Origin of the sequence: Prevotella sp. oral taxon 306 str. F0472, from assembly GCF_000257925.1 — a bacterium.
GTDB lineage: Bacteria > Bacteroidota > Bacteroidia > Bacteroidales > Bacteroidaceae > Prevotella > Prevotella vespertina.
Map to the genome: position 1 here is coordinate 31,767 of NZ_AJIN01000025.1, position 15,882 is coordinate 47,648.

A 15,882-nucleotide genomic window follows, 5' to 3' on the forward strand; every position below is an offset into this window, starting at 1 on the left:
ATTAAAAACGGAGGTAGGTTTTTTCCTGATTGTATATTATTTCTGTCCAACTTTATACTAATAGTACGGAAAGAGGGTGGTTGTAATGGGGTAGAGGGATTATTGTACAGCAATATTCAATTATAAAAGAAGCCATATCGACATCTCTTAAAAGGATGAAGATATGGCATTTTTGATCTGTAGAAAAAGGCTTGTTATACTTTATGTGTTCGGTAGATGAGATAATCACCATCGGCATGGATTGTAAATTCATTTGATAAGGCTTCGTTCAGCGTTCCTTGCCATAGTTCGTTGAATGGATAGATGTCCCATTTGAGACCGTTGCTGGATAGCTCTTTGCAGGTAGCGTTGAAGATGCTGACTTGCTGTCCAGGGAAAGAATCAAAGCGCATGGTGCCCGATGCTGCTACGAAATAACCATAGTCGGTTATCATCACTGGGTCGATAGCCAACTGACGATAGTAGTAGAGCATGAGAGATATGTTCCCTAGCGTGTGATCTTCCCGTTTGCCAGTTGCTCCGAGGTAGCAGAAACGGGGGCGGGTATGGGTGGATGCGTCCATCTTCAGATGCGAACGAGCAAAGAGGGTAGCCTTGGTGAGGTCGTTAAACTCCTGTTCTGATATATGATGATAGATGTGTGCATAGCGTTGTTTCAACTCTTCAGAGAGAGAGTCGCCATCGCCCACTACTGCCGTTGGCTCTATCTCATATTCAAGTAGCTCCTTGAGTGCGCCATCACATACTATGAGATTATTCGCAGTGCGTAGGATGCGAAGGGGTAGGACGTGAGTGGGGAAGTCGCCCGCTGCTAGGATGACGGAGTGAAAGCCTCCCCCGACCCCTCCGAAAGGAGGGGAGAACCTAAGGGGGTGTTCGTTGGGGATATGAGGATGTTGTTTGTTCTTGTTATTCTCTTTGTTATTGATAATCATTTGTTGTGTTGCTCTATTTTATTATAGCTCTCTTTCGAGAAACTTTGTATGCATTTTATTTATTACAGTAACTTCTTCTTCAACCTATGAATATATTTTGGAGAACTCTGATGAAACCTTTATTCCGTTAGGCATATCCCCTCCTTTGGAGGGGCTTGGGGAGGCTCCTTTCCTATTCCTTTCGGAGGGGTTGGGGGAGGCTTCCCCTCCACTTAAAGTATCCTGCCACAGCGATAACGGCATAGAACGCATAGAGTCCTGCAGTGAAAGGAATTCCTTTATAAAGGTAGAGTCCTGCCAGTTCGATGTCGACGACAATCCATATCCACCATTGTTCGATGTATTTCTTTGCTAATGCCCATAGTCCGATGAAGCTGAGTGCATTGCCGAAGCTGTCTAATACGGGTACGGTCGAGTTCGTGAACTTGATGAGGATGAAGTAGAGTGCAGCCCAAAGAAGGAGGAAGACAAGCAGTGAAGGGAGTATCAACCGACGAGGATAGCGTGTGATAGGAATCTCCTCCGCCCCTTTCTTCCTTCCGAACTTCCAATACAAGAAGCCATAGATGGCTGCCAATGTATAGTAGATTTGCATTCCAAAGTCCGCATATAGTCCCGCCTCGTAATAGACAACCATATAAATGGCAGGCATGATAATACCCGTCAGCCAAAGCCATATACTCGCTTTGTATTCTTGATAGATGTAAATGAGGCCGACAATGCAGCCCAGCATGTCTAGTGTCATAATAACGGCCTCACCCCCAACCCCTCTCCGAATGGAGAGGGGAGTGGATACCGAGGTTCCCTATTTATTGATAATATATTTTATGAGGCTTTTCATTCGCCTTATTTGTTCTATTGTTGCATATAAGTTTTAGCAAATAGCACATTTCACTCCCCTCTCCAATAGGAGAGGGGGCGGGGGTGAGGCTTAGAACTTCAACGCAACACTCCCCATCACATTAAATCCTGCCATTGGGATGAAGCCCAATTGTGTGTAACGGTTCTCGTTAGGATGACCGTCATTGTCGAGGATAGTGCTATATACCCATCCGCTGGCTGCATAATGGCGATTGAAGATATTGTTGAGGTTCACACCGAAGATAGCTTCCTTCAAACCGATAAGACGCTTTGCGGGACGGAGAGAGTAGCTGATGTTGACATTCGTCTGCGAATAGCAAGGTAACGAACGGGTTATATTCTCGGTGTTATCTAGATACTGACGACTGACGAAGTTTGTATGCCATACAGCCTTAATGCCTTTGTAATGCAAATCGAGGAAACCATTGAGGATGGCTGATGGAGAGAACGCCAAAGTAGAGTGATTATAATGAATCTTGCGGAAGGAATCATCAAAGTTGACACTTGCCATCTCGTCAAAGTCCTTAATAACATTGCGACTTAACGCAGCGTTACCTTCGACAGTCAACCATGATAACGGACTCCAGCCAGCTTCCAACTCGGCACCCATACGATAGCTGTTCTTGATGTTCGTGGTAAGATTCTCGCCTATGTCACTCTTCTCGCCAGTTTGCACAAACTGATTCGTATAGTCCATATAATAAAGGTTTACGCCAGCATGCCAGTTATTACCTGTGTACTGATAGCCAAGCTCTATATCCATCAATCGTTCTGGCGAAGGTGCAGGGTAACTACCATTCTCGGTAAAGTTATTGCGTTCTGGTTCACGGTTAGCATAGGCGATGGAGGCATAAGCCTTGTGCCCATCACGATAGTAACTTACGCCCGCTTTAGGATTGATAAAGTCATAATGCTTATTGATATCCAATAGTTGATTATGGTATCCAGTGGCACTCTTACGGAATCTATCATTTTCGCCATTGGTTCTATATTCCACACGGCGATACTGAAGGTCGATAAACGTATTCCAGTAGTTGTTAAAGTGGTAATTGGCTTTGAAGAAACCGCTATAATCGAACTTACGAGCGTCAGAAGAATAATACTTATAATCCTTGCCGTTAGGTCGGAACTTGTTGTCAACCTGTTGGTCTTTGATATAAGTAAGATATCCGAAGTGATCGCCACGGAACTGTTGAAGGTTCAAGCCACCCATTACATCCCAGTTCTCATCTTTGTAGTTGAGATTGTAGATAATGCCGTAGGTGTGTTGTGACAAACCCTTACGACGCACGAGGTCAGTCTTCGCTATCTGCGTGCCAGTATTGTCGGTGAATTGCAAACCAAACCTAGCCAACTTTGCTTTCCGTTTGAACTCGCTGTAATAACCATAACCATAAGTATAATGTAAGGTTATGTTATGGCTCCAATGCTGTGCAGGATGAATGAGGAAAGAAAGGATGTTGTGATTCTGATAGAAGTTATCGGTAGTCTTCTTCCAAAGCGAACCATCGCGCATCTTAAATCGTTCCGTTTGATAATTCCCCGCAGCATCTTTGACGAAAGCACCATTATTGTCTGTTTGCAAATACTCGTATAGGGAATTGAATTTGCCTAATCCTCTATCGTAAAGATCCTTGTAAGTTTTAATACCCGTATGTACCCCGAAAGTGCCATCCATCAAACTAAGATCACCGCTACCAGCGACAACTCCATTCCAAGCCTGCCCCGTCTTCTCAAAGTTTCCGATGTTCTTGTAGCTAATACGGAAGTTATCCCCTAACCAAGTCAAACCGCCATAGTAAGAACCCGACCGCCCGCTTGTGCCGTGGACATAACCATCGGTGGCTGTCTCGTGATATGCCCCATCAAAGATAAGATGATTGAAGAGCAAACCCGTTGAGAACTTCATTCCTGCGTTGTAAGTGTTATACGAACCGTATGATGCACTGACCTCTGCGCTCGGCGTTCTCATGGGTGAACTTGTCGCCAAAGAAACCGAACCGCCGAAAGCACCATCGCCGTTTGTAGATGTTCCGATACCGCGCTGTATCTGTACGCTTCCCATAAGCGAAGCGTATGAGTTCATGTTTGCCCAGAAAACTGTCTGATCTTCTGGCGAGTTTAAAGCCACACCATCTAAGGTGATGTTAATGCGACTTCCTGCTGCGCCTCGTATGCGCATAGCTGCCGTACCCGTACCTAATCCGTTCTCGCCCCAAGCTAACACGCCCGGCGTTTGAGCTAATAAGAAAGGTAATTCACGTCCTGTTTTAGAGAAAGCCTCAAGTTCAGTTTTCTTGATGTTAGCCACTGCATAAGGAGCATTCTTTTGTACTCGAACGCCAGCTACTATTACCTCTTCCAAGTGCTGTTGCTTGAGCGTGTCAGTTACTTCTTGTGCCTTTGTCGTTGCTACACATGTTAATGCAGCAGTGAATAGGATAATTCTTTTCATATCCTTCTAGTGATGATATTAAAATATAAATAAGGGGAATTTTCCCTACGACGGCATTACCCGTATCAGGTCAATGGGTATATTCTCAGCAAGCCCAAACAGGCAAGCACCCCCTAACTTCCACTTTGGAAGTCGGTGCAAAAGTAATACATTCTTATCAAACAACCAAAGAAAAGGCTGTAAATGCTATAAACTCGTCCACTTGTCTACTCGTCCACTTGTTTACTCTTCAACTCAAACAACTTTAGTCGGCGTGTCCCAATATTATGGATTCTGCCTGCCGTTTCCAATCGTTCCGCAATGCGATAAGCAGTAGAAGCGGAAAGATTGAGATGCCGGCGGAGGTCGGCAATGGTAATGACAGACTTTGCGGCGAAAAGTTCCTCGAGTGCTTGATCGATGTCTTCGGCTGTAGGAATAGAGGCATTGCCGTAATGATGAGTTTCGTTCTCGAATTTGGCAGAAAGGAGCTTATGCGCCATTTCACGATCGGGGCGGAACTTTATCGTTCGCACTTTCGGGTTACGCAATCGATGATTGTGTGTGCGCGGATCCTCGTACACCTCACCTTTTACAGCCAGTGAGAAATAACCGATACCCGGCAGATGGACAGCGTTTCCGTCCAATAGTTGATGGGCTATTTCATCTCCCAGAGCCATAACCGTTGCGAAAACATCCGCTCGCGTAAGAGCCGTTGCACCTTGTATGTCCCGCCCAATGCGTTCCAATCCAATGGTCTGTCGCTCCATGATGATTGTACGAAATTCTGCCTTCTCTTTCAGCTTTCCGTAATTCTTTTGTAGTCTGTATTTGATGCTCATAACCTTTTATAATTTTGTTTCGTTCGTTTACTCTTCTTTTTCTTATGTACGTTTTCGCCGTCAGATACGCTTTCTTTTCCATTTGTAAGCATATTCTTTGGCTGTTTGATTCGTATATTTTCGCAGTCGGAAGCGTATTCCGTTATAGTTATTCTTGTATTCTATCATAATTTAATGCGTATCAAATTATATTTTCTCAATGCTGATGAAACATTTTCACTATGCTGAAAATATACTTTCACTACGCTGAAATTGTTTTCTCACTATGCTGAAAATGAAATTACATGCGTACAAAAGTATAACAAAATACGTATAAAAGCAAGAAAATATACGGATAAAATTATCATTCTTGCCGTATTCCCATTCTTTCCTTCCCGTATTCCTCGTCTTCTTTACCTGTATTGTCTTCCTTTTTCTCCCGTATATACTTTTTTTTAAAGCGGTCGGATCTGCCTTTATATCCCGTTAATAAGTGTTTTTCCTAATTAAGGAATAATAAATTCTTATTCTATGTAGAAGTAAAAAGTTAACTTTGCTTGCGAAAATTGAGTGGTATTCATAAGCTAAAAACATAAAACTATTTATAATGAAAAGTATTAAGGATATATTACCTTGGGAGGAGCGTCCTGTTGGATGCAAGGATGTGATGTGGCGTTATTCAAAGAATCCAATCATTGACCGCTATCATATTCCAACATCAAACAGTATCTTCAACAGTGCTGTCGTACCATTTGAGGACGGCTTCGCTGGAGTGTTCCGTTGCGATAACAAGGCGGTGCAGATGAACATCTTCGCAGGTTTCAGTAAAGACGGTATCAACTGGGAGATCAATCACGAGCCTATTAAGTTTGAGGCAGGAAACACGGAGATGATTGAGTCAGAATATAAGTATGACCCACGTGTTACATGGATTGAGGATCGTTATTGGATTACTTGGTGCAACGGCTATCACGGACCAACGATCGGAATTGCTTACACCTTCGACTTTAAGAAGTTCTATCAGTGTGAGAATGCTTTCTTGCCATTCAATCGTAATGGCGTACTCTTCCCAGAGAAGATTAACGGGAAGTATGCGATGTTGAGCCGTCCAAGCGATAATGGTCATACTCCTTTCGGCGATATCTATATCAGCTTCAGCCCTGACATGAAGTATTGGGGCGAACATCGTTGTGTGATGAAGGTGACTCCTTTCCCAGAGAGCGCATGGCAATGCACAAAGATTGGTGCAGGTTCAGTTCCTTTCTTGACCGATGAGGGTTGGCTTTTGTTCTATCACGGCGTAATCAATACTTGTAATGGTTTCCGCTATTCAATGGGTGCAGCTATCCTTGATAAGGACAATCCAGAGAAGGTGCTCTATCGTACTCGTCCCTATCTATTGGCTCCAGCAGCTACGTATGAATTGCAAGGCGACGTGCCAAATGTAGTCTTCCCATGTGCTGCTTTGCAGGATGGCGAGCGTGTCGCTGTATATTATGGTGCAGCTGATACCGTTGTTGGTATGGCGTTCGGCTATATCAAAGAGATTGTTGAATTTACAAAGAACAATAGCATCTTATAAGTATCAACCTACTTGTAAGACAGAGCTACGCACATCTTCGGTGTATTATCATATAATGTCAGAGATGTGCGTAGTCATTTTCATATAGGCTCGCCATAGTCCTTTTCATTCATGTGCCATGGCAGCAATAACTATTAACTGCATGTTTTTTATGAGACCTAAACTCCTATTGGGAATCCTTATTTCCTTATCTTTTCTATCCTTGAGAGCTGCAGATAAGACAGGCGAGGAGCCCGTTGATCTTGTTAATCCTTTCATTGGAACATCCAACTTCGGAACAACCAACCCTGGTGCTGTGTGCCCGAATGGTTTGATGTCAGTCGTTCCCTTCAATGTGATGGGTTCCGATTTGAATAAGTATGATAAGGATGCAAGATGGTGGTCAACACCTTATGAATATCATAATGTCTATTTCACAGGCTTCTCTCATGTGAACCTTAGTGGCGTAGGTTGCCCAGAAGTGGGCTCGTTATTGCTTATGCCAACGACGGGGAAGTTAGATGTAGACTATAAGACCTATGGTAGCACTTACGATAAGGAAGTAGCCCACCCTGGTTATTACTCGAACCATCTTACCAAATACGACATCAAGACTGAAGTAACCGCAACACCGCGCACCTCAATAGCTCGCTTTACGTTTCCCAAAGGTGAGAGCCACATTTTGTTGAACTTAGGCGAAGGACTCACGAATGAGACGGGAGCCATGGTGCGGAAGGTAAGCGATACCGAGTTTGAAGGCATGAAGTTGCAAGGAACCTTCTGTTATAACCCACAGGCAGTGTTCCCTATCTACTTCGTTATGCGCATAAGCAAAAAGCCTTTAGAGTCGGGCTATTGGAAGAAACAGCGTGCTATGACAGGCGTTGAGGCAGAATGGGATGCTGACAATGGCAAGTATAAGCTCTATAAGAAGTATCAGAAAGAATTATCGGGCGATGATATAGGAGTATGGATGAACTTCGATACAGATGCCAACGAGCAAGTAGAAGTACAGATGGGCGTGTCATTTGTCAGTATCGCAAATGCACGAGAGAATCTCAATGCCGAACAGCATGGAAAGAACTTTGATGCCATCTACAATGCCGCTCGCAAGCAGTGGAATGATGACCTTTCTCGTATCCTTGTTGAAGGAGGCACGAAGACGGAACGCACCATCTTCTATACCGCCTTGTACCATACCCTCATCCATCCTAACATCCTACAAGACGTCAATGGGCAATATCCAGCAATGGAGAGCAACGATATTCGCACCATAAAAGAGGGCAACCGCTATACCGTCTTCTCACTTTGGGACACTTACCGCAACGTGCATCAGTTGCTTACGTTGGTTTACCCAAATCGTCAGCGTGATATGATTCGTACAATGATTGATATGTATGACGAACATGGATGGATGCCGAAGTGGGAACTCTTTGGTCGCGAGACTTATACCATGGAAGGTGACCCAGCGATTCCCGTTATCACTGATTCGTGGCTCAAGGGCTTGCGTGGTTACGACATCAATAAGGCATACGAGGCTTTCCGTAAGTCTGCGCTAACGAAAGGCAGTGATAATCCGTTGCGCCCAGATAATGATGAGTACATGCAGAAAGGCTATGTTGCCCTGCACGAACAATATGATAATTCGGTTTCTCACGCACTGGAATATTACATTGCAGATAATGCGCTTTCACGTTTAGCAGCTGCCTTAGGCAAGAAAGCTGACGCCAAACTCTTCTATGATCGCTCGTTAGGTTATCGCCATTATTACAGCAAGGAGTATGGCGTATTCCGCCCCATCATGCCCGATGGTAGCTTCTATAAGCCCTTTGACCCTAAGCAGGGCGAGAACTTCGAGCCGTCACCTGGCTTCCACGAGGGCAACTCTTGGAACTATTCGTTCTATGTGCCACATGATGTGAAAGGCTTAGCAAAGCTGATGGGAGGTCAGAAGTCATTCGTCGATAAGTTACAGAGCGTCTTTGATAAGGGATATTACGACCCTGCCAATGAACCCGATATTGCTTATCCTTACCTCTTCTCATATTTCAAGGGTGACGAATGGCGTACACAGGTACAGACACGTAGGCTCTTGAAGGAATATTTCAAGAATGCGCCAGAGGGCATTCCTGGTAATGACGATACGGGAACCATGTCAGCTTGGGCAGTCTTCAATATGATAGGATTCTATCCCGATTGCCCTGGTGAACCCTATTACACCCTCACATCCCCCGTCTTTGACAAGGTAATCATTCGTCTGGATAAGGCGCAGTGGGGTAGGGACAAGCTCGTTATTGAGGCTGTGCGCCCTAATCCCGATGACGTTATCATCAGTAAGATGGAATTAGGTGGTAAGCCGTGGAACCAATATCGTATCAGTAATGAAGAGCTCTTGAAGGGCGGAGTATTAAAGTTTTATTTAAAGAAATAAGGTGGGGCATTCGAGGCTAATACCTATCGTATATCCCACTACAACGACACTATAGTCATGATAAAAAAAGTATTTATAGGCGCAGCATTCTTGCTATTATCAGCCTCAATCACACAACCTGTCAGTGCGCAGAGCATTATCCCTCAACCCGAGAGTATCACTCTTCAGCAAGGCACTTTCACATTGGCTAAGGGGCTACAAGGCGTGACCAATCTTAAAGGAAAGGACTTCAAGATACTGAATCAGTACACCTCAGATGTAATGAATATCCCGTTCTCATCCGTAAAGAACCCTGCTGCTGATGCACCCTTGCGCCTCATCTGTACTGGTACGGAACAGGAGGCAGCGATGGCGGCAGATAGCGTAAGTCTACAAGGATATGAATTAAATGTTACGCCAACAGCAGTGACCATAGAGGCGAGAACTCCTATGGGACTTTTCTATGGTTTGCAAACACTACGACAGCTGGAGAAGGATCGCCAGATTCCTTGCGTAAAGATAACAGATACACCCCGTTTCGCTTATCGTGGTCTGATGATAGACTGCTCAAGACACTTCTGGTCGAGTGATGAAATCAAGAAGCAACTGGAGGCTATGGCGTACTTCAAGCTCGACAGATTCCACTGGCACCTCACTGACGGCGGTGGGTGGCGCATGGAAGTGAAGCAATATCCGCGCCTAACAGAGGAGACTGCCCATAGAACAGAATCTGACTGGACGAAGTGGTGGAACAGAAAGAACCGCCAGTATTCGCCTGATCCTGTTCGCCTTGTATGTTGGAAGGGAATGAATATATATGGTGGCTATTACAAGCAGGACGACATTAAAGAGATTGTCGATTATGCCGCTGCACGCCATATCACCATCATACCAGAGATTGAGATGCCAGGGCATAGTGATGAGGTTGTCTATGCTTACCCAGAGTTATCATGTACGGGTAAACCCTATACTCAGTCAGATTTATGCGTAGGGAAAGAACAAACATATACCTTCATGGAGAATGTATTGAAAGAGGTAATGCAACTCTTCCCTTCAAAGTACATTCACATAGGAGGCGATGAGGCTGAACGCCGCACATGGAAGACCTGTCCTGATTGTCAGCGTGTGATGAAGGACTATCATCTAAAGGACGTAGCCGAGTTACAGAGTCATTTCACTCACCGCATTGAACGCTTCCTTAACGATAATGGCAGAAAGCTCCTCGGATGGGATGAAATCATGGAAGGCACCTTAGCCCCCAATGCCGCTGTCATGTCATGGCGTGGCACAGAAGCAGGATTGACTGCCGCTAAGAGTGGGCATCACGTGGTCATGGCACCGCAAGAGTTCTGCTATTTGAATATGTATCAGGACGACCCCATGACGGAACCAAAGGCACAAGGAGGATATACGAGATTGGAGAAGACTTACAACTATGATCCTATCCCAGCGGCTTATAAGGGTACGTCTTTGGAGAAATATATCGATGGTGTACAGGGTTGTGTATGGACGGAATTCATAGAGAAGCCAGACCATTTAGAGTATATGATATACCCCCGATTACTTGCGCTAGCCGAGACGGGATGGACGAAGCAACGTACAGGCTATGCCGACTTCCGTCAACGAGTAATCACGGCAACTGATGCGCTCAAACGTGCTGGCTATAATGCTTTCGACATTCGAAAAGAGAAAGGTGCACGCCCTGAAAGCCGTTCCATCGTGCAGCATGAAGGTTTGGGTAAGCCCGTGACCTATCTCGGTCGATACGCTGAGAAATATCGTGCAGAAGGCGATAGTACGCTGACCAATGGATTGTGTGGTGACTGGGGCTACCTTGAGGGAAGATGGCAGGGCTTCATTGATAGCACAGGCGTTGACGTGATTGTAGACATGGGGAAGGTAACTGATATCAAGGATGTGGAAGCCAACTTCATGCACCAGCTGGAGGCTGTCATCTATGTTCCTAACACCATAACCCTACTTGTCTCAAAGGATGGAAAGAAGTTTACCACAATAGATAAGACGCTCCCTGGTATCAAGACAGACAGCGACTACCTTGTTTACCCCTATCGCTGGAAGGGTTCGGTACGGGCGCGTTATGTGCGTTTGAAAGCCACCTCGCGTGAGCCAGATGCGTGGATCTTCACTGATGAGATTATCATCAATAAGAAGTAAGTCGACGGATTCGCCTTATCACGGCGAACGTATGAATAAGAAGAAACTGAGGGCTTGGTACGATCTAGTGCCAAGCCTTCATGCGTTCTCAAATTCCTTGACGCTAGACCTACTAAATTGACACGTATGTGTTAGCCCCTTTGACACATACGAGTAACAGGCACTGACACATACGAGTCATTTCGTTATTACATACGAGTCATTTTTGGTATCATGCTGATGATACTCCATGATACGATAGGAGTCGGCGAGCTATATCCCCTCTATGGCTTCTCCCTTTCCTATCGTTTGTGCGGTGCAATGCGTATAAGACTTTCCACCGATGAAAGCGACTTCCTCCTCTTCACTCCCGTTTGCTCGCTCATTTTTATATTATGCACTGACATTTGTTATTGAAATGTTTTGATATGTCATTAATAGTTGCTAAATTTGTCTCATCAATATAACTTAAAACAGTGGTACTAGCCAGCCTAATTAGTCCAACGGGATTATAACTTAAACTTTATCAGTGAGTTAGTGAGCAGAAATATTACCCTCTCTTTTATTCGTAAAGGATATTCCGTTAAGGCTTTCTCTATGTACTCCGTTCAGTAAGTGAATATTCTTTTCAATCATAGACAGTAGAACTCCCGATGCGGAGTAGAGTCATTCTGTCGTCATAAATAGTATTTATAACTTTATGAAGAAAATCTTTTTGACTGCTGCTGTAGCGCTAGCAACAATCTTCTCTGTTAGTGCACAAGACTACACGCAGTATGTGAATCCTTTCATTGGTACAGGTGGTCATGGTCATGTCTTCCTAGGTGCTAATGTTCCATTTGGTAATATCCAGGCAGGTCCAACGCAAAAGAAACAAGGTTGGGATTGGTGTTCAGGCTATCATTATAGCGACTCAACAGTGATTGGCTTCGGTCAGATGCACCTTAGTGGTACGGGTATTGGCGACTTGGGTGATGTTTCTCTATTACCTATGACCAACCCTTCACAGCGCGAAGTGAAGTTCTCGCATAAAGCAGAATATGTACGTCCAGGTTATTATTCGGTGATGTTAGCTTCTGGAATTAGGGTAGAGTTGACCGCAACCCAACGTGTAGCCTTTCATCGTTACTCATTCCCAGCCGATGCTACGAAAGGTTATATAGCTTTGAATCTTGCACAAGGGATTGGATGGGATAAGATGACTTCTTGCAAGTTCAAGCAGGAGTCAGATAAGACCATTACAGGATTCCGAATGTCTGAGGGATGGGCTAAAGACCAGCGAGTTTACTTCGTTGCGGAGTTCTCCGAGCCTGTTAAACTTGAAGAGAATGAGCGTGATACAATAGGAATATTCTCTGTTGCATCAACCAATCAGCCACTTTTAGTGAAGGTGGGTATATCTGCTGTTAGCGTAGAGAATGCTCGAGAGAATCTGCAACAGGAGCTTCCTGGATGGAACTTTGCAAGCGTTGTGGCTAAAGCGAATGCCGTTTGGAATCGTGAGCTAAGTAAGATTGCAATTAAGACACAGGACGAGCGTGCGAAACGTATATTCTATACGGCACTTTATCACACGATGATAGCCCCTTCAGTGTTTAGTGATGTAAATGGAGAGTATCGTGGGGCAGATGGTAAGACGCATAAGGGCGACTTCACTGATTACACCACCTTCTCTCTGTGGGACACTTATCGTGCAGCCTTCCCCTTGATGACGCTTATTCAACCAGAGATGCAACGTGATCTTGCAGAGACAATGCTACATATCTTCAAGCAGCAAGGTAAGCTCCCTGTTTGGCACTTGATGGGTAATGAAACAGACTGTATGGTGGGTAATCCTGGTATTCCTGTACTTGTTGACATTGCTTTGAAGGGATTTAATGTGGATAAGAAGGCGGTCTTTGAAGCGGTTAAAGCCTCTGCAATGAGAGATGAAAGAGGTATGGGACTATTGAAGAAGTACGGCTATATTCCTTGTGATCTCGACCCAGAGAAGGAGACGGTTGCTAAGGGATTAGAGTATGCACTCGCTGATGCTTGTATCGCCAAACTTGCCAAGCAGTTGGGTAAGACAGAGGATTACAAGTACTTCTACAAACGTAGCCAGTCGTATCGTGACTTCTATTTCGATAAGCAAACAAAGTTCATGAGAGGCGTTACTTCCGACCATAAGTTCCGTGAGCCATTCGATCCATTCAGCACTGTCCATCGTCAGGATGACTATACTGAGGGTAATGCTTGGCAGTATGTTTGGTTAGTGCCACATGATGTTCACGGGCTTGTAGCTGCCTTTGGTGGGGAGAAACCATTCGTCTCAAAGCTTGATTCACTGTTCATTGTCAATGGTGATATGGGCGCTGATGCCTCACCAGACATTACTGGTTTAATTGGTCAATATGCGCATGGTAACGAGCCAAGTCACCACATTCTCTATATGTATAACTATGTTGGGCAACCTTGGAAAGGGGCTGACAAGATACGTTATGTTTTGGCTAACTTGTACCATGATGACTTTGATGGTTTGAGTGGAAATGAGGATGTTGGACAGATGTCAGCATGGTATATCCTGTCTTCGGTAGGCTTCTATCAAGTTGATCCAGCCGGTGGTCGTTATGTCTTTGGATCGCCACTTTTCGATGAAGCAACATTGAATGTTGGTAATGGAAAGACCTTCCGTGTAGTTGCGCATAACAATAGTTCCGAGAATAAGTATATACAAAGTGCGAAGTTGAATGGTAAGCCTTATACTCGTTCTTACATTGACTTCAAGGATATTGTACGTGGTGGAACACTCGAATTTGTTATGGGGAATAAGCCTTCACAATTCGGTGTTAAGCCTTCAGATCGCCCTTAGGCAATGATCAAACTCTAGTAAAATAATCTATTCGATACGCATGACTCTATGTCATTGAAAGCCTTTGGCGAGTCATGGGTATCGACCTTTAATTACTTAAGCAAGCTATGACTGATTTTAATAACGTGGTTTCTCAGTTCCGTATAAACGGCATTGTAGAAAGTGTGAGTCCTATTGGTAACGGGCTAATCAATGAGACGCTGCGAGTGTCAACAATAGGGAAAGATACTCCTGATTACATACTGCAACGCATTAATGATGCTATCTTTACCGATGTTGAACTCCTGCAACACAATATCGAATTGGTTACTAATCACATTCGAGAGAAGCTAGTTGAGCAGGGAGAGAAGGATATTGAACGCAAGTGCTTACAATTCGTTAAGACTACAGATGGGCGCACTTATTATCAAGATGCCTATGGTCGTTACTGGCGAATGAGCGTCTTTATCCCCGATTCTATTACTAAGGAAGAGGTGAATCCTGATAGTGCTTTCTGTTGTGGGGAAACCTTTGGTAATTTCGAGAAGATGTTAGTCGACTTGAAAGAACCGCTCGGTGAGGTGATACCAGACTTCCATAATATGGAGCTTCGTATGCGTCAGTTACAAGCAGCAGTAAGTGCTGATGTTAAGGGAAGAGCATCTAGTGTGCAGGATATTATAGATGAGTTATATCGTCATGCGGATGAGATGTGCCTTGCTGAACGCCTCTATCGGGAGGGCGTATTGCCTAAGCGCACCTGTCACTGCGATACAAAGGTTAATAATATGCTCTTCGATGAATCAGGAAAGGTACTTTGCGTGATAGATCTTGACACTGTTATGCCTAGCTTTGTATTCTCTGATTATGGTGACTTCTTACGTACTAGTGCTAATAATGTAGCTGAAGATAGTGACAATTATCAGGCTGTTGGATTCAAAGAGGACATCTTTAAATCCTTCACAGAGGGATATCTCAGTAGTGCGGGTAGCTTCTTAACGGAAGTAGAAATGAGTCATTTACCTTTTGCAGTAGCCCTCTTCCCCTTTATGCAGTGTTCCCGTTTCCTCGCCGATTACCTTAATGGGGATGTTTACTTTAAGACTAAGTATGCGGAGCATAACCTTGTTCGTTCACGTAATCAGCTCTTACTCTATCGTGATGTGCGTAAACATGATCAGATGATGGCTGACTTTGTTCAGAAAACATTAAGACAATGAAACAATTAGAAGTACGAAGAATAGATTGTCAGCAGGTTAATGCTGCTGATATCCCAGCTCTTTTTAGAGCTGAAAAGGTTACTTATCAGAAAATAGATACGGTTGATTGGGCTGCTGATTACCCTTATTGCCCACAAGTAGAGTTTGCGATTGCCCATAAGGGGGATGCTGTCTTGCTCCATTATCGTGTGGAGGAAGATTGTGTGAGAGCTGTCTCTGGAACTGACTTAGGTCCTGTTTGGGAAGACTCCTGCTGTGAGTTCTTTGTTAGTCCAGATGTAGAAGGAGGCTATTATAACCTTGAGACCAATTGTATTGGTACAGTCCTACTATGTAATGGAAAAGGTCGTGAGGACAGATCGAAAGCCCCATCAGATGTATTAAATGCCATTGAGCGTTGGTCTTCACTAGGTCGTGAACCCTTTGAAATGAAAGAGAACAAGCAGAAATGGGAACTTGCTTTGGTTGTCCCTGTATCTTCTTTCTTCCGTCATAACCTAAAGGATCTCTCTAATCTGGTAATGCGTGCTAATTTCTACAAGTGTGGTGATAAGACAACAAAGCCTCATTTCTTGTCGTGGAATCCGATAGACTTGCCAGCACCTGACTTCCATCGACCCGACTTCTTTGGTGAGATTAGATTCTTATAGAGTGTT

10 protein-coding genes and 1 riboswitch are annotated in these 15,882 nt (G+C 44.4%); of the genes, 6 read left to right on the forward strand and 4 right to left on the reverse strand.

Going from position 1 to position 15,882, the window contains the following annotated elements; translation table 11 throughout:
- Positions 1-194: 194 nt before the first annotated feature.
- The 4 genes from HMPREF9969_RS03835 to HMPREF9969_RS03850 form a co-directional block, all read right to left on the reverse strand.
- Positions 195-935 carry a thiamine diphosphokinase gene (locus HMPREF9969_RS03835; protein ID WP_009434593.1) on the reverse strand — a complete coding sequence of 247 codons (741 nt, stop codon included), beginning with the start codon at positions 933-935 and terminating at the stop codon, positions 195-197.
- Positions 936-1,107: 172 nt separating this feature from the next.
- Positions 1,108-1,680 (reverse strand): nicotinamide riboside transporter PnuC, encoded by a 573-nt coding sequence (pnuC, locus tag HMPREF9969_RS03840; protein WP_009434538.1) that lies wholly within the window; start codon positions 1,678-1,680, stop codon positions 1,108-1,110.
- Positions 1,681-1,866: 186 nt separating this feature from the next.
- Positions 1,867-4,251, reverse strand: coding sequence for a TonB-dependent receptor (locus HMPREF9969_RS03845; RefSeq protein WP_009434553.1), 2,385 nt, complete (start codon positions 4,249-4,251; stop codon positions 1,867-1,869).
- 25 nt (positions 4,252-4,276) lie between these two features.
- Positions 4,277-4,375, reverse strand: a riboswitch (TPP riboswitch).
- Positions 4,376-4,457: 82 nt separating this feature from the next.
- On the reverse strand, positions 4,458-5,072 hold the full coding sequence (locus HMPREF9969_RS03850; protein ID WP_009434533.1) for an HU family DNA-binding protein: 615 nt from the start codon (positions 5,070-5,072) through the stop codon (positions 4,458-4,460).
- 586 nt (positions 5,073-5,658) lie between these two features.
- Between HMPREF9969_RS03850 and HMPREF9969_RS03855 the strand changes: the two genes are divergently transcribed.
- The 6 genes from HMPREF9969_RS03855 to HMPREF9969_RS03880 all read left to right on the forward strand — a co-directional run bounded on the left by HMPREF9969_RS03855 (position 5,659) and on the right by HMPREF9969_RS03880 (position 15,876).
- Positions 5,659-6,633 (forward strand): glycoside hydrolase family 130 protein, encoded by a 975-nt coding sequence (locus tag HMPREF9969_RS03855; protein ID WP_009434539.1) that lies wholly within the window; start codon positions 5,659-5,661, stop codon positions 6,631-6,633.
- Between the two features lie 151 nt (positions 6,634-6,784).
- Entirely contained in the window at positions 6,785-9,043 is a 2,259-nt protein-coding gene (locus tag HMPREF9969_RS03860; RefSeq protein WP_036894918.1) for a GH92 family glycosyl hydrolase, read from the forward strand.
- A gap of 57 nt (positions 9,044-9,100) precedes the next feature.
- Entirely contained in the window at positions 9,101-11,197 is a 2,097-nt protein-coding gene (locus HMPREF9969_RS03865) for a family 20 glycosylhydrolase (RefSeq protein ID WP_009434606.1), read from the forward strand.
- A 679-nt stretch (positions 11,198-11,876) separates the two neighbouring features.
- On the forward strand, positions 11,877-14,027 hold the full coding sequence (locus HMPREF9969_RS03870) for a GH92 family glycosyl hydrolase (protein ID WP_009434610.1): 2,151 nt from the start codon (positions 11,877-11,879) through the stop codon (positions 14,025-14,027).
- A 107-nt stretch (positions 14,028-14,134) separates the two neighbouring features.
- Complete coding sequence (locus HMPREF9969_RS03875; RefSeq protein WP_009434592.1) at positions 14,135-15,226, forward strand: phosphotransferase enzyme family protein; 1,092 nt, start codon at positions 14,135-14,137, stop codon at positions 15,224-15,226.
- Positions 15,223-15,876: a carbohydrate-binding family 9-like protein gene (locus HMPREF9969_RS03880; protein ID WP_009434528.1), complete on the forward strand. Its 654-nt coding sequence runs from the start codon at positions 15,223-15,225 to the stop codon at positions 15,874-15,876. The genes HMPREF9969_RS03875 and HMPREF9969_RS03880 overlap by 4 nt, the downstream gene beginning before the upstream one ends.
- Positions 15,877-15,882 lie beyond the last annotated feature (6 nt).